This is a genomic window from Bradyrhizobium sp. Kon10 (assembly GCF_055807395.1).
Genome location: NZ_JBVVOZ010000011.1, coordinates 181,286 through 203,560 on the forward strand (window position 1 = coordinate 181,286; position 22,275 = coordinate 203,560).

The 22,275-nt window shown below is 64.9% G+C and carries 22 protein-coding genes; 5 read left to right on the forward strand and 17 right to left on the reverse strand.

Features of this window, described 5'->3' with window-relative positions; genetic code table 11:
* Nucleotide 1 precedes the first annotated feature (1 nt).
* Complete coding sequence (locus AC0L2O_RS17810; protein ID WP_473370612.1) at nucleotides 2-2,086, reverse strand: hydantoinase/oxoprolinase family protein; 2,085 nt, start codon at nucleotides 2,084-2,086, stop codon at nucleotides 2-4.
* A 13-nt stretch (nucleotides 2,087-2,099) separates the two neighbouring features.
* Here AC0L2O_RS17810 and AC0L2O_RS17815 point away from each other — a divergent pair, with 13 nt between their 5' ends.
* Complete coding sequence (locus tag AC0L2O_RS17815) at nucleotides 2,100-2,249, forward strand: hypothetical protein (RefSeq protein WP_409192070.1); 150 nt, start codon at nucleotides 2,100-2,102, stop codon at nucleotides 2,247-2,249.
* On the opposite strand, the gene AC0L2O_RS17820 is transcribed toward AC0L2O_RS17815, so the two are convergent.
* Nucleotides 2,246-3,181: an NmrA family NAD(P)-binding protein gene (locus tag AC0L2O_RS17820; RefSeq protein ID WP_473370613.1), complete on the reverse strand. Its 936-nt coding sequence runs from the start codon at nucleotides 3,179-3,181 to the stop codon at nucleotides 2,246-2,248. The two genes, AC0L2O_RS17815 and AC0L2O_RS17820, sit on opposite strands and share 4 nt — an antisense overlap.
* On the opposite strand from AC0L2O_RS17820, the gene AC0L2O_RS17825 reads away from it, so the two are divergent.
* Nucleotides 3,169-3,921: a TetR/AcrR family transcriptional regulator gene (locus AC0L2O_RS17825; protein ID WP_473370614.1), complete on the forward strand. Its 753-nt coding sequence runs from the start codon at nucleotides 3,169-3,171 to the stop codon at nucleotides 3,919-3,921. The two genes, AC0L2O_RS17820 and AC0L2O_RS17825, sit on opposite strands and share 13 nt — an antisense overlap.
* Nucleotides 3,922-3,969: 48 nt before the next feature.
* On the opposite strand, the gene AC0L2O_RS17830 is transcribed toward AC0L2O_RS17825, so the two are convergent.
* From AC0L2O_RS17830 to AC0L2O_RS17840, 3 genes are all read right to left on the reverse strand, one after another.
* Nucleotides 3,970-4,776 carry an NAD-dependent protein deacetylase gene (locus tag AC0L2O_RS17830; protein ID WP_473370615.1) on the reverse strand — a complete coding sequence of 269 codons (807 nt, stop codon included), beginning with the start codon at nucleotides 4,774-4,776 and terminating at the stop codon, nucleotides 3,970-3,972.
* Between the two features lie 54 nt (nucleotides 4,777-4,830).
* Nucleotides 4,831-5,667 carry an SDR family oxidoreductase gene (locus tag AC0L2O_RS17835; RefSeq protein ID WP_473370616.1) on the reverse strand — a complete coding sequence of 279 codons (837 nt, stop codon included), beginning with the start codon at nucleotides 5,665-5,667 and terminating at the stop codon, nucleotides 4,831-4,833.
* 73 nt (nucleotides 5,668-5,740) lie between these two features.
* Nucleotides 5,741-7,060 (reverse strand): solute carrier family 23 protein, encoded by a 1,320-nt coding sequence (locus tag AC0L2O_RS17840; RefSeq protein ID WP_473370617.1) that lies wholly within the window; start codon nucleotides 7,058-7,060, stop codon nucleotides 5,741-5,743.
* 120 nt (nucleotides 7,061-7,180) lie between these two features.
* On the opposite strand from AC0L2O_RS17840, the gene AC0L2O_RS17845 reads away from it, so the two are divergent.
* On the forward strand, nucleotides 7,181-8,515 hold the full coding sequence (locus tag AC0L2O_RS17845; protein WP_473370618.1) for a dicarboxylate/amino acid:cation symporter: 1,335 nt from the start codon (nucleotides 7,181-7,183) through the stop codon (nucleotides 8,513-8,515).
* 246 nt (nucleotides 8,516-8,761) lie between these two features.
* Here AC0L2O_RS17845 and AC0L2O_RS17850 read toward each other — a convergent pair whose 3' ends face one another.
* From AC0L2O_RS17850 to AC0L2O_RS17860, 3 genes are read right to left on the reverse strand one after another with little or no spacing between them, the layout of a single operon-like run.
* Entirely contained in the window at nucleotides 8,762-10,009 is a 1,248-nt protein-coding gene (locus tag AC0L2O_RS17850) for a metal-dependent hydrolase family protein (protein ID WP_473370619.1), read from the reverse strand.
* Nucleotides 10,010-10,027: 18 nt separating this feature from the next.
* Nucleotides 10,028-10,525 carry a GAF domain-containing protein gene (locus AC0L2O_RS17855; protein ID WP_369721400.1) on the reverse strand — a complete coding sequence of 166 codons (498 nt, stop codon included), beginning with the start codon at nucleotides 10,523-10,525 and terminating at the stop codon, nucleotides 10,028-10,030.
* Nucleotides 10,522-11,880 (reverse strand): MFS transporter, encoded by a 1,359-nt coding sequence (locus tag AC0L2O_RS17860; protein ID WP_473370620.1) that lies wholly within the window; start codon nucleotides 11,878-11,880, stop codon nucleotides 10,522-10,524. Before AC0L2O_RS17860 ends, AC0L2O_RS17855 begins: the two co-directional genes overlap by 4 nt.
* Before the next feature lie 117 nt (nucleotides 11,881-11,997).
* On the opposite strand from AC0L2O_RS17860, the gene AC0L2O_RS17865 reads away from it, so the two are divergent.
* Nucleotides 11,998-12,924, forward strand: a complete 927-nt coding sequence (locus tag AC0L2O_RS17865; RefSeq protein WP_473370643.1) for a LysR family transcriptional regulator — start codon at nucleotides 11,998-12,000, stop codon at nucleotides 12,922-12,924.
* A gap of 4 nt (nucleotides 12,925-12,928) precedes the next feature.
* Here the strand turns inward: AC0L2O_RS17865 and AC0L2O_RS17870 are convergent, their stop codons facing one another.
* Genes AC0L2O_RS17870 through AC0L2O_RS17910 form a run of 9 tightly spaced genes read right to left on the reverse strand, consistent with a single transcriptional unit; the run spans nucleotide 12,929 to nucleotide 21,069 of the window.
* The gene (locus tag AC0L2O_RS17870; RefSeq protein WP_409192064.1) at nucleotides 12,929-13,276 is read right to left on the reverse strand and encodes a RidA family protein; all 348 of its coding nucleotides are present in this window, start codon (nucleotides 13,274-13,276) and stop codon (nucleotides 12,929-12,931) included.
* A gap of 15 nt (nucleotides 13,277-13,291) precedes the next feature.
* Entirely contained in the window at nucleotides 13,292-14,413 is a 1,122-nt protein-coding gene (locus AC0L2O_RS17875) for an NAD(P)/FAD-dependent oxidoreductase (RefSeq protein WP_473370621.1), read from the reverse strand.
* Complete coding sequence (locus tag AC0L2O_RS17880) at nucleotides 14,410-15,828, reverse strand: FAD/NAD(P)-dependent oxidoreductase (RefSeq protein ID WP_473370622.1); 1,419 nt, start codon at nucleotides 15,826-15,828, stop codon at nucleotides 14,410-14,412. Before AC0L2O_RS17880 ends, AC0L2O_RS17875 begins: the two co-directional genes overlap by 4 nt.
* A complete protein-coding gene (locus AC0L2O_RS17885) occupies nucleotides 15,825-16,121 on the reverse strand; it encodes a (2Fe-2S)-binding protein (protein ID WP_473370623.1) in 297 nt (98 codons plus the stop codon). The genes AC0L2O_RS17880 and AC0L2O_RS17885 overlap by 4 nt, the downstream gene beginning before the upstream one ends.
* 30 nt (nucleotides 16,122-16,151) lie before the next feature.
* Entirely contained in the window at nucleotides 16,152-17,288 is a 1,137-nt protein-coding gene (locus AC0L2O_RS17890) for an NAD(P)/FAD-dependent oxidoreductase (protein ID WP_473370624.1), read from the reverse strand.
* Nucleotides 17,289-17,296: 8 nt separating this feature from the next.
* Nucleotides 17,297-18,103, reverse strand: coding sequence for an ABC transporter permease (locus tag AC0L2O_RS17895; protein ID WP_473370625.1), 807 nt, complete (start codon nucleotides 18,101-18,103; stop codon nucleotides 17,297-17,299).
* Nucleotides 18,100-18,975 carry an ABC transporter permease gene (locus tag AC0L2O_RS17900; RefSeq protein WP_369721392.1) on the reverse strand — a complete coding sequence of 292 codons (876 nt, stop codon included), beginning with the start codon at nucleotides 18,973-18,975 and terminating at the stop codon, nucleotides 18,100-18,102. The genes AC0L2O_RS17895 and AC0L2O_RS17900 overlap by 4 nt, the downstream gene beginning before the upstream one ends.
* Nucleotides 18,972-20,006 (reverse strand): ABC transporter ATP-binding protein, encoded by a 1,035-nt coding sequence (locus AC0L2O_RS17905; RefSeq protein WP_473370626.1) that lies wholly within the window; start codon nucleotides 20,004-20,006, stop codon nucleotides 18,972-18,974. Before AC0L2O_RS17905 ends, AC0L2O_RS17900 begins: the two co-directional genes overlap by 4 nt.
* Before the next feature lie 28 nt (nucleotides 20,007-20,034).
* Complete coding sequence (locus tag AC0L2O_RS17910; RefSeq protein WP_473370627.1) at nucleotides 20,035-21,069, reverse strand: ABC transporter substrate-binding protein; 1,035 nt, start codon at nucleotides 21,067-21,069, stop codon at nucleotides 20,035-20,037.
* A 136-nt stretch (nucleotides 21,070-21,205) separates the two neighbouring features.
* Here AC0L2O_RS17910 and AC0L2O_RS17915 point away from each other — a divergent pair, with 136 nt between their 5' ends.
* Nucleotides 21,206-22,105 carry a LysR substrate-binding domain-containing protein gene (locus tag AC0L2O_RS17915; protein ID WP_369721390.1) on the forward strand — a complete coding sequence of 300 codons (900 nt, stop codon included), beginning with the start codon at nucleotides 21,206-21,208 and terminating at the stop codon, nucleotides 22,103-22,105.
* Nucleotides 22,106-22,275 lie beyond the last annotated feature (170 nt).

Here is a 22,275-nt window from a genome sequence, read left to right on the forward strand (position 1 = left end):
GTCACGCCGCCTTCCGTTCCATGACGATGCTGCCGGCACCGTCGATATGGGCGTCAAAACTGGTGGAGACAAAGGTCGAGGTTTCGTCCTCCGCGATCACGGCAGGGCCGGCAATGGTCGCGCCGGGCGCCATATCCTCGCGCCGATAGAGCGGGATATCGATCACCTCCCCTGCCCGGCCGTCGAAGAATTTTCGGCTGCCGGAGGCCTTGCCAGCGGGCATCCGTGCCACATCGGCGACGCGGGCTGGATTGCGCGCCTCGGTGGTCGCGAGCACCGACCAGCTCAACACCTCGATCGCGGCGCCCGGGATCGATCGTTCGAACATCGCCGCATAGTCGGCCTCGAACGTCTCGCGAAGGCCCGCGAGATCAGCCGGCGTCAGCCGCCGGTTCGGCAGCTCGATCGCGATCTCGTGGCCCTGGCCGACATAGCGCATGAAGGCGGCGCGGCGTTCGTGTACCGGCGCGCCGGCGGCACCGGGCTCAACCAGCACACGCGCCTCGGCCGCCATCTCCCGAAGCAGATCCGAGACCGCGTCGGTGTCGAAATCGTCGAGCCGGACGTGACGGCTGCGCACCAGCTCATAGGCAATCGGAGCCGCAAGAAATCCAACCGCCGAGCCGACGCCCGCATTCGACGGCACGATCACCCGGGAGACGCCGATCTTCTCGGCGACGCGCGCCGCATGCAGCGGTGCGGCGCCACCGAACGCAATCAACGTGTGCTCGCCGACCACGGCACCGCGCTCGACCGCATGCACGCGCGCCGCGCTCGCCATGTTCTCGCAGACGACCTCGTGCACGGCATAGGCTGCCGTTTCCGCCGACAGGCCCAGCGGCTCACCGACGCTGCTCAACAGCGCCCGTTTCGATAGCTCCGGGTCGAGCTTCATCGTGCCACCCGCAAAATCGTCGGGATCGATCATGCCGAGGGCTACGTCGGCATCCGTCACGGCCGGGCGCTGGCCGCCGCGGCCGTAGCAGGCCGGGCCCGGTTCGGACGAGGCGCTCTCCGGACCGACGGTGACGCGCTTCATGGCGTCGACATGCGCGATCGAGCCGCCGCCGGCGCCGATCTCGACCATCTCGATCACGGGAATCCGGACCGGCAGGCCGGAGCCTTTGAGGAAACGCGCGGCACGATCGACCTCGAACACGCGCGAGGTCTCGGGCTGATAGTTTTCGATCAGGCAGATCTTTGCGGTGGTGCCGCCCATGTCAAAGGAGAGCACCTTGCTCTCGCCGAGCCGTGCCGCGATCTGCGCCGCGAAAATGGCGCCGCCGGCCGGGCCGGATTCGACCAGCCGCACCGGAAACCGCCGCGCCGTCTCGAGCGAGGTGACGCCGCCGCCGGAGGTGACGAGATAGATGGCGCCGCGGTACTGCTCGATCTGCAAGGCATCGGACATGCGGGCGAGATAGCCGTCGATCAGCGGCTGCACATAGGCGTTGGCCACGGCGGTCGAGGTACGCTCATATTCACGGATTTCCGGACACACGGCCGAGGACACGGTCAGCGAGATGCCGGGGATCTCCTCTGCCAGGATCGCAGCCGTGCGCCGCTCGTGCTCGGGATTGGCGTAGGAATGCAGGAACGCGATCGCAACGCTCTCGATGTTCAGCGCACGCAATTTCGGCGCCAGCGCACGCACAGCGGCCTCGTCGAGCGGGAGACGGACCGCACCGTGCGCGTCGATGCGCTCGGGCACGGTGAAGCGCAGATTGCGCGGCGCCAGCGGCTTCGGCTTGTCGATGCTGAGATCGTACTGGTCGTAGCGGCTCTCGGTGCCGATATCGAGCACGTCGCGGAAGCCGTCCGTCGCGATCAGCGCTGTCTTCGCGCCGCGCCGCTCGATGATTGCGTTGGTGGCGAGCGTGGTGCCGTGGATGAAGACGTCGATGTCGCTGAAATGCGCACATGCATCGCCCAGAATGAGACGCATTCCGTCCAGCACCGCTTCCTCCGGCCGGGTCGGCGTCGTCAGCAGCTTGCGGGTCTTGCGCATCTCACCCACATCGAGCACGATATCCGTGAATGTGCCGCCGATATCGACCGCAAGCCGCACCTCGGCTCCCTCAAGCATTCCAAAGCTCTCCGTGCTGATCGTCAAATTGCGCGAAAACCGCAGCAATTCTCATACCAGCGACGGCGCCGATGGTGAAGCGCGTGGCACCTATGCGGCGGAGCGAGTGCCGTTGGTGCACTCACAGCAGGAATGCAAGCGCCGCTTGGCGGCGGCGCGCTAGCCTTTCGCGTTGGCGCCAAGTGCCGTCACGGCCAGCTCTGACTGACGCTCGCGAACGAATTGCTCAAAGGTCTTGGGTTTGGTGCCGCCAATTTCTTCGATGGCGTCGGTCACGGCGAACCGGGTGGTCCCGGGCGAAAGCGCAGCGGCCCGGAGCGCCTTCCACAACGAGGAGAGATGCTCGACCGCATGCGAATTCCAGCGTCGCGCGAGAACCTCGCTCCGCCACTCCTCGTCGGTGACTTCCTCATAATGGATGTCCCTGTTGAAGACCCGGGCGAAGGCGCCGACGATGTCCGCGACGGAGTTGACGCTTCCTAGAACGGGATATGCGGTTCCTGCGGCCCTCTCGGGGCCGGTGAGCAGGCCCACAGCGATCCGCGCGACGTCTTCGGCCGAGATCATCGGCAGAATGGTGCTTTCATTCCCGAGCGGCAGTCGGATCGCACCGCGGGCCGGCAAGCTCGCGCCAATCAGACGCGCCACCGTCTCGTAGAACACGGCAGCCCGGAGGTGCAGCGGGCCGACACCTGCCCACTCGAACACCTGTTCTGCCAGGTAGTTCTGCCTCATGCGCGGCGTCGGCGCGTCGATCGACGACCGATACATTACGAGATTGACGAGCCGGGACACACCATGCCTGCGCGCGGCGAACGCCATGCCTGCGGTGGCGTCAGCCAGTCCGTCCTGGACCGGATAGGCAAAGTAGATCGACGAAACGTCCCTTACTGCCTGTTCGACAGACCGGGCATCGAGGAAATCGCCGACGAAGATTTCAGCACCGAGTGATTTCAGGCGATCGGACCGTTGGTCGATTTGGCGCACAAACGCACGGACCCGCACACCGCGTGCCAGCAGCATCTCGGAAACATGCCGACCGGTGCTGCCCTGGATGCCACCCGCTGCCGAGGTCACGAGGATTGTCTTCGTCATCACAACGATCCTTTACTGCCGGAGTCGGCCTTGGTACGATCAAGTACCACGCTGCCAGCGATATGGTACTAACCAGTACCGAGTCAAGCGAAAAGAATGCGCCGATGAGTCCGAGAAAGAAGCCGCCCGAGAACGACGCTGAAGGCGCCGGGATCCGGAACAGGATCCTGGGCGCGGCCTTTTCCGCGTTCATGGAGGGCGGCTATGCGCAGACCAGCACGCTGGAGATTGCAACGCGCGCACGGGTTTCGAAGAGGGAGCTCTACGCGCTCTTCGGCAACAAGGAAGCGATGCTGGTCGCATGCATCACCGAACGGGCCCAGCGGCTCCAGGCACCGCTCGATCTACCGGCGCTGCGCGACCGGGAAAGCCTCGCCAAGGTGCTGACCGCGGTGGGAACAACTCTCCTGACAGAGGCGACCGATCCGGTCGTCGTCGCCATGTTCCGGCTGGCCATATCCGAGGCAGTGCAGGCGCCAAAGGTTGCACAGGCGCTGGATTCGATGGCTCGCAAGCCCATGCGTGATTCACTCCGCCTGATCATGCAAAACGCCAAGTCAGCAGGACTTGTTGCTGGAGATGCCGACGCAATGGTTCAGCAATTTTGGGGGCTGCTGTGGGGCGATCTGTTGACCGGTCTGCTGCTTCAGGCGACCAGTCGCCCCAGTGCCGGCGAGATCGCGCGGCGGGCGAGCGATACGTCGTCGGCATTCCTGCGGCTTTATCCGGAGCCAAGCTGACCGCGATGCGAGCCGCATCCCCTCTCGAGTAGGCGGTTTGGCGTGGCCTCAGAGCAGGAATGCAAGGGCTGCTTCGCAGCGCTCCTCGACCTTGAGCGTCAGCAGATCGTCGGCGCGGGTGCGTCCGAGATTGACTGCGGCGATCGGGATCTGCCGCTGCGCGGCGGCCCGCACGAAGCGGAAGCTGGAATAGACCATCAGCGACGAGCCGACGATCAGCATCGCATCGGCCTGCGCCAGATGATCCTGCGCGGTCGCGACCACGTCGCGCGGCACGTTCTCGCCGAAGAAGACGACGTCGGGCTTGAGAATGCCGCCGCAGGATTCGCAGGCCGGCACCGTGAAGTACGAGAAATCCACGTGCTCCAGATCGGCATCGCCGTCCGGCGCGTCCGCGGCATCGAGCCCCAGCCACTCCGCATTGGCGCGGCTGAGTGCATCCTGGAATTCGTGACGCGGCGTCTTGCCGCCGCATCCCATGCAGCGGACGAGGTCGAGCCGGCCGTGCAGATCGATCACCCGCCGGTGGCCGGCGGATTGATGCAGGCGGTCGACGTTCTGGGTCAGCAGCATCCCGCACCGCCCGCCGGCCTCGAGCCGAGCCAGCGCATGGTGCGCGTCGTTCGGGCGGGCCTGGCCGAACCGCCGCCATCCGATCAGGCTGCGCGCCCAATAGCGTTGCCTCGTACGCTCTTCCGACATGAAAGCCTGGAAATTGACCGGCTGGGTCCGCTTCCAGTTGCCCTGGCTGTCGCGATAATCGGGAATGCCCGAATTGGTGCTGCAGCCGGCCCCGGTCAGCACGAACAGATTTTCGTGCCGTTCGACGAAATCCTGGAGCGGATGATTGGCCATGGCGCAGATGTAGTCGCCTTGGCCCGCCTTTACCAGATGCGCCCGTGCAGCGGGCTAACTTGCCCAGTTGTCGCGAAACTCGGGAAACAGCGTCAGGCCGCCGCAGGCATAGATCGTCTGCCCCGTGATGTAGCTCGCATCATCCGAGGCGAGGAAGGCGAACACGGCGGCGATCTCTTCCGGCGTGCCGACGCGCCCGAGCGGAATGTGGCTTGCGACGTTGGCGCGCTTTTCAGCGTCGCCGGTCCAGGCCGCGTTGATCGGCGTATCGATCGCCCCCGGTCCGACCGCGTTGACCCGGATGCCGCGGCCGGCGAATTCGAGCGCCAGTGTGCGCGTCAGATTGGCCATGCCGCCCTTGCTGATCGAATAAGCGAGATAGCCGGGCTTCGGGATGATCTGGTGAACGCTGGAGCAGTTGATGATGCTGCCGCCTCCGCCGCGCGCGACGAAATGCGCCAGCGCCTTCTGCGCGCAAAGCACCGCGCCATTCAGATTGACGTCGATGATGCGGCGATAGGTTTCGATGTCGAGCGCCTCGCTCGGCGACTCCTTTTGGAAGCCGGCGTTGTTGACGAGGCAGTCGAGACGCTTCCAGCGCGCCAGGACGGTCTCGAACATCACGGCGACCTCCTGCTCCTTGCTGACGTCGGCCTTCACAATGACATGATCGAGCTTGCCATGGCTGCGATCGATCGAGGCCGTCCGCGCAAGCGCGAGCGTCTCCTCCGCTCTTTGGGGATGATCGAAATAGTTGATGGCGACGGTCGCGCCTTCCTGAGCGAGCCGGATGGCGACGGCGCGCCCGATGCCCTGGGAGGCGCCGGTCACCAACGCATATCGACCGACGAGGCGCGAGGGAAACTGGGTTGAAAGATCAGTTTGCGGCATTGATTTTCTCCGGAGTGCCTCATCATCGGCGGGAGACGCGTTTTGTTCCATCCCCTCAGCGCATCCCTGGGACTCACTCCGTACGACGTGCGAGCGGCGAAGTCAGGATCTGATAAAGGATGATGGCGCCGAAAGTCGCGGTGCCGATCCCGCCGATCGTGAATGCGCCGAATTTGAGCGTGAGATCGCCGGCGCCCGCCGTCAAGGCCACGGCGACGGTGATCAGGTTGGCAGGATTGGCGAAGTCGACCTTGTTCTCCACCCAGATCCGGCCCGCCATGGCGGCGATCAATCCGAACAATACGATCGAGAGACCGCCGATGACAGGCCCCGGGATCGACAGGATCAGCGCGCCGAATTTCGGCGAGAAGCCGAGCAGGATCGACACAAGGGCCGCGAAGGCGAACAGCAGCGTGGAATAGACCTTCGTCGCCGCCATCACGCCGATATTCTCGGCATAGGTGGTGACGCCGGTGCCGCCGCCGCACGCCGCCACGATCGTCGCCAGGCTGTCGGCGAACAGGGCGCGGCCGAGATAGTCATCGAGGCTCCGGCCCGTCATGGCGCCGACAGCCTTGATGTGACCGAGATTCTCGGCGACGAGAATGATGGCAACCGGCGCGATCAGGACAATCGCATCGGCTTGGAAGGTCGGCGTGGTGAAGCTCGGCAGCCCGATCCACGGCGCAGCCGCAAGCTGGGAGAACTCGATCGGCTTGCCGAATCCCAGGCCGTTGGCGAACAGCAGGTACAAAAGATATCCGCCGATCGCGCCGAGGATGATCGGCAGGCGTCGCCACAGGCCAGGCGCGGCAACGGCCACCACGCCGATGATCAGAACGGTCGCTAGCCCGATCCATGTGTCGAACGCGCCGGCGCTCACAGCCTTGACTGCCACGGGCGCGAGGTTGAGGCCGATTGCGGCGACCACGGCGCCGGTGACGGCCGGCGGCAGCAGTTTCTCAACCCAGCCCACCCCCGACCACATCACGATCAGCGCAATTACGCCGTAGAGCACGCCGGCCCCGACGATTCCGCCGAGCGCAACCGACAGATTCGGATTCGGGCCGTGCCCGGCATAGCCGGTGGCAGCGATGACCACGGCGATGAACGCGAAGCTCGAGCCGAGATAGCTCGGCACGCGCCCTGCGACGATCACGAAGAAGATCAGCGTGCCGATGCCGGAAAACAGCACCGCAACATTGGGATCGAACCCCATCAGCAGCGGTGCGATGATCGTCGAACCCGACATTGCGACGCAATGCTGCAGAGCGGAGACGACCGTCTGGCCCCATGGCAGCCGCTCCTCGGGCATGATCACGCCGGATGTCTTCAGCTTCCAATTTGGAAAATAGCCTTGCTCTTGCCCTTCGGACCCCGTTGCTGTCGACATGTTTCCCCCATTGCGGTGCAGCGATGCATCTTCGTGCGAACAGACCAAAATGTGATTATCGCTTCTGCTGCATCACATGATGTAACTCGCGCAAGATCAATGCGTTTCGGGCCACACACTATGACACAAGTCGCGATCCAGCCAGCCATCCACCGCCGGCATCAGCCCTGGTACAGGATCCTCTATATCCAGGTCCTGATCGCGATCGCACTCGGTGTGCTCATCGGCTATTTTTATCCCGATCTCGGCAAGGAACTGAAGCCGCTCGGCGATGGCTTCATCGCGCTCATCAAGATGATGATCGCGCCGGTGATCTTCTGCACCGTCGTGCACGGCATCTCCTCGATGGGCGACCTCAAGCGCGTCGGAAGGGTCGGGCTGAAGTCGCTGATCTATTTCGAGACGGTCTCGACCGTTGCGCTCGCGATGGGCCTGCTGGTCGGCGAAGTGCTCCGGCCCGGCAACGGCTTCAACATCGATCCCGCGACGATCGATCCGAAGTCGGTCGCGACCTACGTCACCAAGGCCAAGGAGGACGGCATCGTCGCCCATCTGATGGGGATCATCCCCGACAGCTATTTGGGCGCGATCGCGCGCGGCGACCTGCTCCAGGTGCTCTTGATCTCGATTCTCTCGGGCTTTGCCATTGCTTTACTCGGCAAAGCCGGCGAACCGATTGCGGATGCGGTCGACATGGCCGCAAAGATGTTCTTCGGCATCATCCGCATCATCGTGCGCGTGGCTCCGATCGGGGCCTTCGGCGCGATGGCGTTCACCGTCGGTGCCTACGGCCTCGGCTCGCTGCTCAATCTCCTGGCGCTGATCGGCACGTTCTACCTGACCAGCATCCTGTTCGTACTGCTCGTGCTCGGCTCGATCGCGCGGCTCGCCGGCTTCTCGATCCTGCGCTTCATAGCCTACATCAAGGACGAGCTGCTGATCGTGCTCGGCACCTCCTCGTCGGAGACGGTGCTGCCGCAGATGATCCAGAAGATGGAGCATCTCGGCGCCTCACGCTCGGTGGTCGGCCTCGTGATTCCGACCGGCTACAGCTTCAACCTCGACGGCACCAACATCTACATGACCTTGGCGACGCTGTTTCTGGCGCAGGCGACCAACACCCATCTGACGATCTGGCAGGAGCTGGGTATTCTCGGCATCGCGATGATCACCTCAAAGGGCGCCTCCGGCGTGACCGGCGCCGGCTTCATCACGCTCGCCGCGACGCTCTCGATCGTTCCTGACATTCCGATCCAGTCGATCGCGATCCTGGTCGGCATCGACAAGTTCATGAGCGAGTGTCGGGCGCTGACCAACCTGATCGGCAACGGCGTCGCCTGCGTCGTCATCAGCATCTCCGAGGGCGAGCTCGACCGCGACGCGCTGCACGAGACCATGGCGCATCCGCTGGAGATGGGCGAGGCGCTGGAGCCGGGTGGCGGCGCGTCGACATAGGCCGCAAATCGACGGCAGCTGCGGCCCGGTTCCGTTGCGGTAGTTTCCCGGAATGGAAAGTCGGTGCAATGCGCGTCACAACAACGGGGTTGGGATCACCGATTGATACTCATTCATTCCACCCGGCGCACTGGGGGCAGAGCGTCGGGTTTTTGGATATTGCTTTCTCCGTGGTTCCGGGCCGGTGGCTGCGGCTGACACGGAGGATTTGTCTCGTTTTGGGCGAAAGATAACCGCGCAAGGCAACTAAGCGGCCAGCCTGTCGAACTGGATCTGGCCCGCTTTCATCACCAGCGGAATGCGCTCGCCCTGGCCGAGCAGGCACGCGACGTCGAGCAACGGGTTGCCGTCGACCACCAGCATGTCAGCCACCGCTTCGGGCACGATCCGGCCGAGCTTGCCTTCCATGCCGAGCACCTCGGCACCGATCACGGTCGCGCTGGCGATGACGTCGCGCGCGCCGAGAATCTCGGCGCGGATGCGGAACTCGTCGCTCTGGAGGCGCTGCGACGGTCCAAGCAGATCGCTGCCAAAACCCATCTTCACCCCGGCCTTGCGATAGATCTCGAGCGAGCGCAGGCCGGCGTCGCGCACGTCGGCGATCTTGGCGACGCTTTCGGGCGGCAGACCATACTGCGCGCCTTCGTTGGCCAGCGCCTCATAGGTGACGAGCGTCGGCACCACATAGGCGCGCTGCTCGGCCATGAAGCGCGCGGTTGGTTCGTCGACGAGGTTGCCGTGCTCGATGGTGCGCACGCCGCAGCGGACCGCGCGCGTGATGGCGGCGGCCGTGTAGGCATGGGCGAGCACATAGGTCTGGCGGCCCCGCGCCTCCTCGACAATGGCGCGGATCTCGTCCTCGGAGTAGCCGAAGGCACCGACCGGATCGGTCGGGGACGCGACGCCGCCCGACGCCATGATCTTGATCTGGTCGGCGCCCATCTGGAGCTCCTCGCGCGCGGCCTTGCGCACGCCATCGACGCCGTCGGCGACCCGCGCCAGCGCGCCGACGCGGACGCAGCAGGGACAGGGCGCGTCGCTGGCAAGGTAATCCGAGCGCGCCCGCATGTCGCCGTGACCGCCGGTCTGGCTGAGCGCGCGGCCGGAGACGAACAGCCGTGGACCATCGGTCAGGCCGGTTTCGATCGCCTGCTTCAACGCATGGCCGGCGCCGCCGGCGTCGCGCACGGTCGTGAAACCTCGCCGCAGCATGCCGCGCAACAGCAGCGTCGAGCGCAGCGTCACCAGCACGTTCGGCATGTGGACCTGCTGCGCCAGATTGAGCTCGACCGCGATCGCATGCACGTGCAGATCGATCAGGCCGGGCATCAATGTCTTGCCGTTCAGATCGATGGTGCGATCGGCGGACGCTTGCAACGGCCGGTCCGAGACCTCCTTGATCAGATGATCCTCGACCAGGACGTGATATCCCTCCAGCAAATCCGGCTTGAGCGGATCGAGCAGAGCGGCGTTCTTGAGGAGGATCCTGGACATAGCGGTTTTCCTGTCTGATCAGGACGGTGCGAGCAGCGCGGGCAAGGCGAGCTGGGCGAACGGGAGACACACGGCGACATCGTCCTCGCCGTACCAATCCGCTTCATGGAGCAGGTTGAGCGAGCCGACGGTGCGCCCGCGCCAGCGCACCGGCATGTTGAGCACGCTGGCGCAGCCGAGCGAGGCGATCAGCTCGTGGTCGGAAAAGACATTGCGCAAATCGTGTTGCGTGCGGCCGATATAGGCTTCGCCGCGGTCGAGAACGGCCTCGGTCCACGGCCCCGGCGCGAGGCGCTTGCGTCCGCCCGCGGGATAGGGTCCGGGGAGATTGGAATAAACCCGCGCCGCTTCGCCGCTGTCGTCGTCGTAGGTCAGGATCGTGAACAGCTTGTGCCCAATCGCCGACTTCAGGGCTTCGTCGAGCGCCGCGAACAGCGCATCCGGCTGATCCGGCCTGCCCTGCGCGGCCGCGACCGCGCAGAGAACGGGATCGGCACGGTGTTGCGTCCGGATCATGCCGCTTCACCAGCCGCAATTTCCTCCAGCGAACGGCCGCGCGTCGGCACCCCCATCAGCACCACGGTGAGCGCGCCCAACAGCAGCACGCTGGTGGTTAGGCCGAACACGCCGGCGAAGCCGAAATTGGGATAGAGATAGCCGACAAGGATGGGCGAGACGATCGCACCGATGCGGCCGATCGCGGAGGCGAGCCCGGCGCCGGTGGTTCGGACCGCCGTCGGAAACACCTCCGCCGTATAGGCATAGACGCCGGCATAGGTGCCGTTCATGAAGAACGACAGCAAGATTCCCGCCAACATGATGTGCTGGTCGGTCTGCGCAAAGGCGAGCCCGAGCGCGCTGATGCCACCGAGCACCATGTAAGTCGCAATCGTCGCCTGCCGTCCGATGCGTTCGTTGAACCAGGCGGCGCTGAAATAGCCGGGGATCTGCGCGCAATAGATCGCGATCGAGTAGGCGAAGCTCTTGGTGATGCTCATGCCGTTCTGGACCAGAAGGCCGGGTATCCAGACAAAGAAGGAATAGTAGCTGAACGTGATCGCAAGCCACATGATCCAGGTCATGATGGTGATGCGCGCCTGCCGGCCCGCCAGCAGCACCGCGAAATTTGCGAGCAGCGTTCCGGCAGTCCCGACGGGTGCCGCGGCTTCGAGGATCGGCTGCGGCAGGACATGGCCCTCGCGCGCAAAGCCCGCCTCGATGCCGTCGAGGGTGGCTTCGGCTTCCTTCGCCCGTCCCCGGCTTTCGAGCCAGCGCGGCGATTCCGGCAAGGCCCGGCGCCACCACAACAGCATGACGACCGGCACAGCCGTGATGACCAGAACGATCCGCCAGCCATTGTCATAGGCGGGAACGATGAAGTAGCCGAGCAACGCGGCGGCGACGAAGCCGAAAGAGAAGAACCCGGCGAGAGCGCCGGTAAAGCTGCCGCGGTAGCGCCGCGCGACGAATTCAGCCAGATAGGGCGCGATGATCGCGCTCTCCGCGCCGGTACCCATGCCGGCGACGACACGGGCGGCGAAGAAGGCCGGCCAGGTGTCCACCGTGGCGCTGACGATCGACGCGGCGCAATAGAGCGCCAGCGCCGACATCATCACCGTGCGACGGCCGATCAGATCGCCAAGCGTTCCGGCCAGCAAGGCCCCGAACAGGAAGCCGATATAGGTGCTGCTGCCGAGCACGCCGATCTGGACACTCGACAGATTCCAGGCGGTGCGCAGCACCGGCAGGATGAAGGCGAGCACCGCCGCATCCATCGCGTCGAACGTGTAGCCGAGCCCGCCCATCAGCAAGAGATGCGTGTGGAAGCGCGCGAATGGAAGGCGCTCGATACGCGCCGATATCATCGACATGGAAGTCCCCCTCGATTGTCACGGCCCCGGCGCGCCGCCTGTCGTCGGAGGGAACAATAGACAAAGCGGAATTATCGTCATAATTTATAATCATGATCTAACATATCACCATGGTGAATATCTGCCGTGTCGTTCCGCGCACTCGACCTCAACCTCCTGAAAGTGTTCGAGGCCTTGATGACCGAGGGCAGCGTCACCCGCGCCGCAAACGCGCTGACGATGACGCAGCCGGCCGTCAGCAACGCGCTCGCGCGGCTGCGCGAGGCGCTCGGCGATCCCCTGTTCGTGCGGTCAGGCACCGGGATCAGTCCAACCCAGCGCGCGGTGGCGCTGTGGGAGCCGATCGGCGAGGCGCTCGAACGCATGCGCGGCGCACTCGACGAGCAGGTGTTCGATCCCGGCCGCGCGCAGATCGAGTTCAGCCTGTCGATGTCGGATTACGTGGCGTCGCTGGTCGTGCCGAAGCTCGTGAACCATCTTGGCGAAGTCGCGCCGAAGGCACGTGTCCATACCGTTCCCAATACCGTGGTCGAGATCGCAGACCAGCTCGAGGACAACAGGGTCGATTGCGTGTTGAGCGTCTATGTCAACGAGGCGCAGCAGCCGGCAGCGATTCGCTCACGTTCGCTGTGGACCGTCGATTATGCCTGCTTCATGCGGCGCGATCATCCGCTCGCCGCCGGGAAACGGCTTGGCACGCGCGCCTTCCTCAACGCCGGGCATGTCGATGTGAGCCTGGCCGGAAAGACCCTGCCGTCCTACGACCTCTTCCTTGCCTCGCGCGGGCTGTCGCGCAACCTGGTCGCAACAGTCAATCATTACAGCGCCGCCTACGAGATCGTGCGGCAGTCCGATCTCATCGCCGTGCTGCCGCGCGATCTTCGCTCGCAGTCCCGCCATGCGCCGTTCCTGCACACGATGCCGCTTCCGCTTCAAGCGCCGCCGCGCATCGTCAGCCTGTTCTGGCACCAGCGCAACGACACAGTCCCGGCGCAGCGCTGGCTGCGCGAGACCCTGGTCGGGATGTTCGCCAGATCGGACTGACCGGTCAGCCCTTGAGCGCGGTGACCACCACCTCGATCAGCGCGCTGCCGCCGAGGTCGGCGACGCCGACGGTGGCGCGGGTCGGCAGATTGTCGCCGAAGAATTCTGTCCAGGCCGCGTCCATCTCCTTTTTCTTGGACAAATCCGTGACGAAGATCGAGGCGCTGACGATTCGCGACTTGTCAGTGCCGGCCTCCTTCAGATAGCCCGCGATCTTGCCGAGGATGTTGCGGGTCTGATCGCCCATCGAGACCGAGGTATCGTCGGCGATGGTGCCGCCGAGGAAGAGGAAGCCGTTGGCCTCGACAGCGCGGTGCATGATGGGCGTGCGGATGCTGCGGGTGATGCTCATGATGTCCTCGTGTTGCTAGGGCGTGGTGGAATGGAAGCGGTCGATGCCGAGACCGCCGATCCGGGTTTGCGTCCCGCCGCTGACGATGAGCTCCGCCATCACGGCGCCGGCGCCCGGGCCGAGCTGGAAGCCGTGCAGCGAGAAGCCGAACTGGTGATAAAGGCCTTTGTGGCGGGCGCTCGGCCCGAACACCGGGAGATCGTCCTTCATCTTCGCTTCGATGCCGGCCCAGGCGCGCATGATGGTCGCATCGCGCATGACCGGAAACAATTCAAACACAGTGCGGGCGCTGGTCGCGAGGCCCTTCCAGTCCAGCACCGTCTCGTTGCGCTCCTGATACGGCTTTGCCAGATGGCCGCCGCCGATCAGCACTGTGCCGTTCTTGAACTGCTTGAAGGAGAGTTTCCGGCCACGCAGGATCACGACGGGATCAATGAAGTGCGGCACGCGCGAGGTGATCATCAACATCGGCGCCACGGTTTCGACCGGGACCGGCTCGCCGAGTGCAGCCGCGATCTTGCCGGCCCAGGCGCCGGCGGCGTTGACCAGCACCGGCGCGGCGTAGCTCTCAGTGCCGGCATCGACGTGCCAGAGCCCGTCGCTGTAGCGAATGTTGCTGGCCGCCATGCCCTCGCGCACGGTGGCGCCGAGTTGCTCCGCCTTGCGGCGCAAGGCCGTCGTCGTCTGCGCCGGATTGGCCGCGCCGTCGCGGCGCGAGACCACGCCGCCGGGACAGCTGTCGGCGACCGCAGGCACGAGACGCCGGAGTTCAGTCGCGTCGATCAGCTCCTCATGGGTGAAGCCGAGCCCGTTCAGCTCGGCGACGCGGGCGCGGCAGACCGCGAGCTCTTCCTCGTTCTCCGCGACGAGCACCTGGCCGTGGCTCTCAAAGCTGCAATCGTCGTCGACGAGCTCTGAAATTTTTTCCCAGATTCCCATCGATCGGATCGACAGCGGGATCTCGGGAATGTGCCGCGCCAGCTGGCGCACACCGCCGGCATTGACGCCGGAGGCGTGGCGGCCGGCATAGTCCTTTTCGATCAGCACCGGTTTCAGGCCGGCGAGGCAGAGATGCAGCGCAGTGGAGCATCCGTGGATGCCGCCACCGACGACGATCGCATCCACGTTTATGATCATCCGCGCACCACCGCCTTGATGTCGTCCTCGCTCTTCGGGACGGCAGCGAGCTCGGCAAGCGTGATCGGCTTCACCGGCGCGCGCAGCCGGTAATAGCCGATGTCCTGCGGGGTCTTGCCGCGCGCCTGCGCCATCAGCTCGGTGACGGTGAGGCCGCAGAGACGGCCTTGGCACGGACCCATGCCGGTGCGGCGATAGGCCTTGAGTTGATTTGGCCCGGTGGCGCCAATCGCGACGGAATCGAGGATGTCCTGTGCCGTGACCTCTTCGCAGCGGCAGACGATGGTATCGCCAGCCGGAATGCGGAACTGCGGCGCAGGCCGGAACAGCGTGTCGAGGAAGACGCGTCCGCGCTCGGCCTTGGCGAGATCGGAGCGCAGTGTGGCCATCGCGGGTAGCTTCGCCGCCGCCGCAGGCGCCAGGGCCTCCACCGCCGCGCGCGCCGCGATACGGCCGCGCACCACGGCCGCGCTCGCACCGCCGATGCCGGCGCCATCGCCGGCGATGGCGATGCCGGCAACCGACGAATTGCCATTCACATCGAGCACGGGCGACCAGGACAATTGCAGATCGTCCCAACGATGCTCGATTCCGGCCGCCATCGCCAGATTGACGTTGGGCACGACGCCCTGGTGCAGCAGCAGGAGATCGGCGGGAATGGTCTCGCGCTTGCCGCCGGCGACATAGCCGACATTCGCAAGCTGGCCGTCACCGGACGCAGAGAGCTCAGCGACACCGGAGACGACCTGCACCTTCGCCCTCACCTCACGCATCATCGACAGGCCTTTTGCGAAATAGGGCGAGGTCAGAAACGCGAAGGCGTGAGGCAGCGCGGCGAGATAATTGCCGCGCTCCGTCGTGTCGAGGATGCGGTCAATGCGGCCGCCGAGGCGCAGGATCTGCGCGGCGAGCAACCAGAGCAGCGGTCCCTGCCCGGCGATCACCGTCCGTCCATCGGGCACCAAGGCCGATGATTTCAGCAACGTCTGCGCGGCACCCGCGGTCATCACGCCCGGTAGCGTCCAGCCGGGAATCGGGAACGGCCGCTCCAGGGCACCGGTCGCAAGGATTACGCGCTTCGCCTTGACGAAAGCCGAGGCGCCGCCGACGGAGACGGCGATCTCGAGATTGCGGTCGAGGCTCCAGACCGTCGCACGGTGAATAACTTCCGCGCTGCTCGCGCCTAGCGCCTGCACGAGATCGGCACCGCCCCAATAATCGGCGCCGAGCTGATTGCGCTCCGTCACGGGCGTCGAAGAGATCGCGCGATAGACTTGGCCGCCGGGACCGACGTTCTCGTCGAGCAGGAGCGTCGACAAGCCGGCTTCGGCAGATGTCGCAGCCGCGGCAAGGCCAGCGGGCCCGGCCCCGACCACCACGACATCGTAGGCGTCACGCTTGGGAGCCATGGTCATTTTCCGATCTCCCGCTTGCCCTTCTGGATTTCGATCTGCATGCCCTCGGCGACCGGCACGAGGCAGCCCTGGCGGTTGCCGACACCGTCGATGGTGACGAGGCAGTCGAAGCACACGCCCATCATGCAGTAGGGCAGACGCGGGGCGCCGCTCACCGCGGTCGAGCGGCGCACGTCGCGGTTCGAGACCAGTAGCGCGGCGGAGACGGTGTCGCCCTGGCGTGCAGCGACGGCAACGCCGTCGACGAAGATTTGCACTTGTGGGCGTTTGTCCTGTTCGGATCGTCTAAACATGGGAATGCCTCTTGGCTCTTTCCTAAATCTCTAATAGCCGCTGCTGTTCGCCGCACCCGCGCCGCCAAACCGGCTCGCGGAGAACGCCCCGACCAGCTCCGGTTCCAGCGCGCCCTGGGCGACCATGCGCGCGATCTCGAAGGCGTGGTTGGAGGCGAGCGTCACGCCGGAATGGCAGCAGGCGACGAAGGCGCCGGGATGCGTTTCCGACTGGTCGTAGATCGGAAAGCCGTCCTGCGGCATGACGCGGATACCGGCCCAGCTTCTGACCACGTTGAGCCGCGACAGATGCGGGAACATCTTCTGCGCACGATCGGCCATGACGGCGCTGACCGAATGCTTCAGCGCGCGATCATCGAGCTCGTCCTCCTTGCTGTCGCCGATCATCACCGTGCCTTCGTCGGTCTGGCGGATCGTGGTCAGCGGATGCGGCAGGAACGGCATGGTGCGCTCGGTCACCACGATCTGGCCGCGGGTCGGGCCCATCGGCGCGGACAGGCCGACCATCGGCGCGAGCGTCTGGTTGGCATTGCCGGCGGCGAGCACGATTTTTGCGGCACGGAGTTCGCCCTGCGGCGTCGCCAGGCGGAATTCGCCGCCGCTCTTTGTGATCGCCGAGACCGGACGCTCCGGAAAATAGTCGATGTCGAATGCCTTGAATCCCGTGTGGAAAGCACGAAACGTGCGCAGCGAATTGACATGGCCATCGAGCGGACAAAAACTGCCGCCCGACACTTCCGGCCCGATCAGCGGCAGCGACTTCTTCACCTCGGACGCCGGCAGCATCTCCATCCTGTAGTCGGCGGCGCCGGTCTGGTTGTGCATGCGCTTGACCAGCTCAGTGCGCTGGCCGAATTCGTCTTCGCCCAGCGTGAGATGAAAGCCGCCATTCTGCTGAAGCGAAACGTCCAGCCCGGTCTGTTGCTTCAGCTCCGACGCGAGCCGGCCCCACGCTTGTGAGGCCTGCACGGTCCAGACCGTGTAGGCGGGCATGCCGAGCCCTTTGCTCTGGACCCAGACCAGCGCAAAATTCGCGCGGGAGGCGCGCTTGGTGATATCGCCCTCATCGAGCACGGCGACGCGTCTGCCAAGCCGGCCGAGGCCCCAGGCGATGGCGGAGCCAAGCAATCCGCCGCCGACGACAGCGACGTCGTAATCTGTTCGCATGGTTTCTCCTATCGCCCCGTATCGCCCTTGCCGGCGAGCACACGGTCGAGCCCGTAGAAGCGGTCGAGCAAAATCAGGGCGGTCATGGTGATCGCGATCACGCAGGCCGAGACCGACGTCACCAGCGGGTCGATGTTGTCCTGGATGTAGAGAAACATGCGCACCGGCAGCGTCTCGGTGCCCGGCGCCGCAAGAAAGACGGTCATGGTCAGATCGTCGAAGGACTGGATGAAAGCGAGTGCCCAGCCGCTGATGACGCCGGGCAGGATCAGCGGCAGCGTCACGCGGCGAAACAAGGTCCAGCCGCCGGCGCCAAGCGAGACCGCCGCCATCTCGACCGATAGGTCCATGCCGGTCGCAGCCGCGAGCGTCAGGCGCAGCGCGAACGGAAACACGATGATGACATGTGCGATGATCAGCGCCGCAAAACTGCCGCCGAGGCCCGCCGAGGTAAAGAAGCGCAGGAAGGCGATGCCGAGCACGACATGCGGGATCATCAGCGGCGACAGGAACAGCGCCGCCAGCGCGTCGCGGCCGCGGAAACGATGGCGCGCGATCGCCAGCGCCGCCGGGACCGCGAACAGCAGCGACACGAAGGAGGACAGCGCGCCGAGACCGAGACTGATCCAGAAGGCGTGAATGAATTCCGGATAGCTGGCGATCGCCCTGAACCAGCGCAGTGAGAAACCGTTGGTCGGCAGCGAGAGAAAGCCCTCAGGCGTGAAGGCGACGAGGCAGACCACCAGGATCGGCGCCACCATCACAATGACGAAGATGGTGTGGAAGATCAGCGCCAGCGGGCCGTTCCGTCTCATCGGAACACCTCGGCATAGCGGCGTTCGATCAGCGCGTTGCTGCCGACGACGATCAGGACCAGCGCCACCAGCAACAGCGTCGCGACCGCGGCGCCAAGCGGCCAGTTCAGCGTGTTGAGGAACTCGTCATAGGCCAGCGTCGCCGCGACCTTGAGGCGGCGGCCGCCGATGATCGCGGGCGTCGCAAAGGCGCTGGCCGAGAGCGAGAACACGATGATCGCGCCCGACAGCACGCCCGGCATGATCTGCGGCAGGATGATGCGGCGGATGATGGTGGTCGGGCCCGCGCCAAGCGAGAGTGCGGCATTCTCGATCTGCGGATCGAGCCGCTGCAGCGCCGCCCACACCGAGAGCACCATGAACGGCATCATCACATGCGCGAGGGCAACCACCATGCCGGTTTCGGTGAACATGAAGGGAATCGGGAAATGGATCACCCCAGCCGACATCAAGAGCTTGTTGACGAGACCGTTGTTGCCGCCAAACAAGAGCGCCCAGCCCAGCGTGCGCGCCACCACGGAGATCAGCAGTGGCCCGAGGATGACCAGCAAGAAGAGGCTCTTCCAGCGGCCGGTCATGCGATTGAGGATGTACGCCTCGGGCGCGCCAAGCACGGCGGTGAGCAGTGTGGTCAGGATCGCGATGCGAAACGTTCGCCAGAACATTTCTGCGTAATAGGGATCAGTCGCGATCTCGCGCCAGTTTTTCAGGATGAAGACCGCCTCGATGCCCTTGTACTGGCCCCAGTCGTGGAACGACAGCATCACGGTCATCGCCAGCGGAATCAGCAGCACGCCGACGAACAGCATCAAAGCTGGCGCGGTCAGCAGCCATGGCGCGCGTGCGCTTCGCTGCTCGGCGACCGCGCTCATGCGACGCCCCTCACGCTCATGTCTTCAAGCCGCCAGGTGAGACGAACCGCCTCGCCTTCGGCCGGCTGCCTCGCGCCGTCGTTCTGGCGGATCACGATCGCCGGGCCGCATTCGCTGTCGCATTGGAACAGCCAGTGATTGCCCTGGAAGATGCGGGTGACGATTTTCGCATTGAGGCCCGCGTCGCAAAACTCGATCCGCTCGGGGCGAATGCTGACGGTCACAGCACCGTTGAGGCCGGCCGGCGCCGGCGCGCTCCAGGATCCCGCAACAAGCCGCGCCGGCGTCACGGTCCGATCGATTGTTGCGGCAAAATCGTTGGTCTTGCCGAGGAATTGCGAGACGAAGGACGAGGCCGGACGCTCATAGGTGTCCTGCGGCGTGCCGATCTGCTCGATCCTGCCCTGGCTCATCACCACGATGCGATCAGATAGAGACATCGCCTCGTTCTGGTCGTGCGTGACCAGGATCGTGGTGGTGCCGATGGTGCGCTGGATCTGGCGCAGCTCGATCTGCATCTCCTCACGCAGCTTGGCGTCGAGATTCGACAATGGCTCGTCGAGCAGCAGCACGCTCGGCTTGATCACCAGCGCGCGCGCCAGCGCCACGCGCTGCTGCTGGCCACCGGACATGCGGCGCGGATGGCGATCCTCATAGCCGGCAAGCCCGACCATCGCGAGCGCGGCACGGACGCGCTCAGCACGCTCGCCGCGCGGCACCTTACGCATCTCCAGACCGAAGGCGACATTCTCCGCCGCGGTCATATGCGGAAACAGCGCGTAGCTCTGAAACACGATGCCGAGTCCACGCTGAGCCGGATGGATTGCCGCGAGGTCCTTGCCCTCCAGGCGGATCGCGCCGCGCGTGGGATCGAGGAAGCCCGCGATCATCTGCAACGTCGTGGTCTTGCCGCAGCCGGACGGGCCAAGAAAGGAGATGAACTCCCCCTTGCCCACCGACAGGCTGAAGTCGTCGACCACAGCCTGCGCGCCGAACTGCTTGGCGACCCGATCAAGCTCGAGATAGGACATGGCTCCGTCTCCGCTGCGAACGATCAGATCACCGCTCGACCTCGCGATTCCAGCGCTTGGTCCATTCCTCGCGCTTCTCGTTGATGACGGTCCAGTCCGGATTATAGAGCTTCGCCGCACGCTCGCCGATCGGCGCCATCTTGCCGAGCTCGGGCGGCACCACCAGCGATTTCAGCACCGGGCCGTAGCCGTAATCCTTCAGCATCACCAGCTGGATTTTTGGATCGAGCAGCATCTTGACGAAGCTGGACGCCAGAGGCGAGGCGTTCGGCTTGGCGATCGGACAGGCCGTCGTCAGCAGCGTCGCAGCGCCCTCCTTGGGATAGACGAAGTCGACGGGAAAACCGGTATTGGCAAAGCTCTGGACGCGACCGGTGCCCCACACCGCGATGACGGCCTGGCCGGACTGGAACAGCTCGGTCATCTTGCCCGGCGACGGCTCATAGGCGAGCACGTTCGGATTGATCTCTTCCTTGAAGATCTTGAAGCCGGGATCGACGTTGGACTCGCCGCCGCCATTCATCTTCGACAGCATCACCAGCGCTTCGAGACCGTAGGTGTTGTTGATCGGCGGGATCACGAGCTGCTTGGCGTATTTCGTGTCCTTCAGATCGTTCCATGACGTCGGCGGCGCCCAGCCCTTCTCGGCGAACACCTTGGTGTTGTACATCAACCCGGTCGCGACGATGCCGATCGCGACCGCGCGATCGTCCTTGAAGCGGGCGGTGTCGTAAAGGTCGGCGGGCAGGCCCTCGAGCTTGCCGCAAAAGCCGAGCTGGATGGCCTGGTACATCGGGCCGTCATCGACGATGGCGACGTCGATCTGCTGGTTGCCCTTCTGGGCCTGGAGCTTGGCCAGCGTGTCAGTGGAGTTGCCGGCGACGTATTCGACCTTGACGCCGTTCTCCTTCTCAAAATTGGGGATCACCTCGTCGCGGATGGTCTTCTCGAACGAGCCGCCATAGCCGGCGACATAAAGCGTTTTCTGCTGGGCGGAAGCGACCGACGGGATCGCAAGGAGTGCCGCGATGCTGACCGCGGTCAGAAGGCTGAGAGTCTTCATGTGGACCGATCTCCATCTGCCGAAAAAGCGGGCTGTCTCCAGCTCTGATGAAAAAGATCGCAAACCCGGGCTTCCATCGTCCAATGAATAATGGCACCCTCTACATGCCGAAATGTTATGAATGGAATCTGGCATTATGGCGCGAATCAATTCGCGGCAGGTGGAGGCTTTCCGCGCGACGATGCTCACCGGCAGCGTGACCGAGGCGGCGGCGCTGATGGCGGTGACGCAGCCGGCGGTCAGCCGGCTGTTGCGCGACCTCCAGGCGCTGCTGAAGATGGAGCTGTTTGAGCGGCGCGGCACTGGCCTGGTGCCGACCGCGGCTGCGATGGCGCTCTATACTGAAGTGGAGCGCTCCTTCGTCGGCCTCGAACGCATCACCGCGGCGGCGGAAGAAATCCGTGGCCGCCGCACCGGCTCGCTGCGCATCGCAGCGCTTCCGGCGCTGTCGAACGGCTATCTGCCGCGGCTCACCGGTCACTTCCTGAAGGAGCGGCCGAACCTCAACCTTGCCTTCTTCGGCGTGATCTCGCCGATCGTGGTCGACTGGGTGCTGAACAATCAATGCGACGTCGGCTTTGCCGAGGTGCCGATCGCGCATTCCGGCCTGCCGAGCTTGAGGCTGCCGGCACCGGCGCGCGTCGCGGTGCTTCCGACAGGCCATCGCCTCGCCGAAAAGGAGGTCTTGGAGCCGCACGATTTCGAGGGCGAGACTTTCATCTCGCTATCGGCGGGATCGTCGAGCCGCCACCTCGTCGACCAGGTCTTTCACCGTCACGATGTCCGCCGCGTGCTGCGGGTTGAGACTGCGCTGTCCGAGATCATGTGCGGCATGGTATCGTCCGGGCTTGGCGTCGCGATCTGCGATCCCTTCACCGCGCAGGAATTTTCCACCCGCGGCGTCGTCGTGCGCCGCTTCCTACCGCGCATCGACTTCGAATTCTCCGCAGTCTTTCCGGCCCAGCGCAGCCCCTCGCCGGTGGCGCTGGATCTGGTCGAGGCCATGCGCAAGTCGCTGGTGGAGTTCGAGGATTAGATTTGCCTTTGGACTGAATCGATTTGGCCACAGGCTCGCTGCAACCTCTCCCGCCTGCGGGAGAGGTCGGCGCGCAGCGCCGGGTGAGGGCTCTCTCTACGCGGGGAGTGTCTCTTTGTGGAGAGAGCCCTCTCCCAGCCCTCTCCCGCAAGCGGGAGAGGGAGCGCACC

Excerpts from the sequence above, each read along its gene's own strand:
- AC0L2O_RS17870 (WP_409192064.1), bottom strand. The coding sequence starts at position 13,276 with ATGAGCATCACCCGCAGCATCCGCACGCCCATCATGCACCGCGCTGTC.
- AC0L2O_RS17840 (WP_473370617.1), bottom strand. The coding sequence starts at position 7,060 with ATGTCGACAGCAACGGGGTCCGAAGGGCAAGAGCAAGGCTATTTTCCA.
- AC0L2O_RS17850 (WP_473370619.1), bottom strand. The coding sequence starts at position 10,009 with ATGTCCAGGATCCTCCTCAAGAACGCCGCTCTGCTCGATCCGCTCAAG.
- AC0L2O_RS17845 (WP_473370618.1), top strand. The coding sequence starts at position 7,181 with ATGACACAAGTCGCGATCCAGCCAGCCATCCACCGCCGGCATCAGCCC.
- AC0L2O_RS17860 (WP_473370620.1), bottom strand. The coding sequence starts at position 11,880 with ATGTCGATGATATCGGCGCGTATCGAGCGCCTTCCATTCGCGCGCTTC.
- AC0L2O_RS17830 (WP_473370615.1), bottom strand. The coding sequence starts at position 4,776 with ATGGCCAATCATCCGCTCCAGGATTTCGTCGAACGGCACGAAAATCTG.
- AC0L2O_RS17915 (WP_369721390.1), top strand. The coding sequence starts at position 21,206 with ATGGCGCGAATCAATTCGCGGCAGGTGGAGGCTTTCCGCGCGACGATG.
- AC0L2O_RS17835 (WP_473370616.1), bottom strand. The coding sequence starts at position 5,667 with ATGCCGCAAACTGATCTTTCAACCCAGTTTCCCTCGCGCCTCGTCGGT.
- AC0L2O_RS17875 (WP_473370621.1), bottom strand. The coding sequence starts at position 14,413 with ATGATCATAAACGTGGATGCGATCGTCGTCGGTGGCGGCATCCACGGA.
- AC0L2O_RS17880 (WP_473370622.1), bottom strand. The coding sequence starts at position 15,828 with ATGACCATGGCTCCCAAGCGTGACGCCTACGATGTCGTGGTGGTCGGG.
- AC0L2O_RS17820 (WP_473370613.1), bottom strand. The coding sequence starts at position 3,181 with ATGACGAAGACAATCCTCGTGACCTCGGCAGCGGGTGGCATCCAGGGC.
- AC0L2O_RS17885 (WP_473370623.1), bottom strand. The coding sequence starts at position 16,121 with ATGTTTAGACGATCCGAACAGGACAAACGCCCACAAGTGCAAATCTTC.
- AC0L2O_RS17855 (WP_369721400.1), bottom strand. The coding sequence starts at position 10,525 with ATGATCCGGACGCAACACCGTGCCGATCCCGTTCTCTGCGCGGTCGCG.
- AC0L2O_RS17905 (WP_473370626.1), bottom strand. The coding sequence starts at position 20,006 with ATGTCCTATCTCGAGCTTGATCGGGTCGCCAAGCAGTTCGGCGCGCAG.
- AC0L2O_RS17910 (WP_473370627.1), bottom strand. The coding sequence starts at position 21,069 with ATGAAGACTCTCAGCCTTCTGACCGCGGTCAGCATCGCGGCACTCCTT.
- AC0L2O_RS17895 (WP_473370625.1), bottom strand. The coding sequence starts at position 18,103 with ATGAGACGGAACGGCCCGCTGGCGCTGATCTTCCACACCATCTTCGTC.
- AC0L2O_RS17890 (WP_473370624.1), bottom strand. The coding sequence starts at position 17,288 with ATGCGAACAGATTACGACGTCGCTGTCGTCGGCGGCGGATTGCTTGGC.
- AC0L2O_RS17810 (WP_473370612.1), bottom strand. The coding sequence starts at position 2,086 with ATGCTTGAGGGAGCCGAGGTGCGGCTTGCGGTCGATATCGGCGGCACA.
- AC0L2O_RS17900 (WP_369721392.1), bottom strand. The coding sequence starts at position 18,975 with ATGAGCGCGGTCGCCGAGCAGCGAAGCGCACGCGCGCCATGGCTGCTG.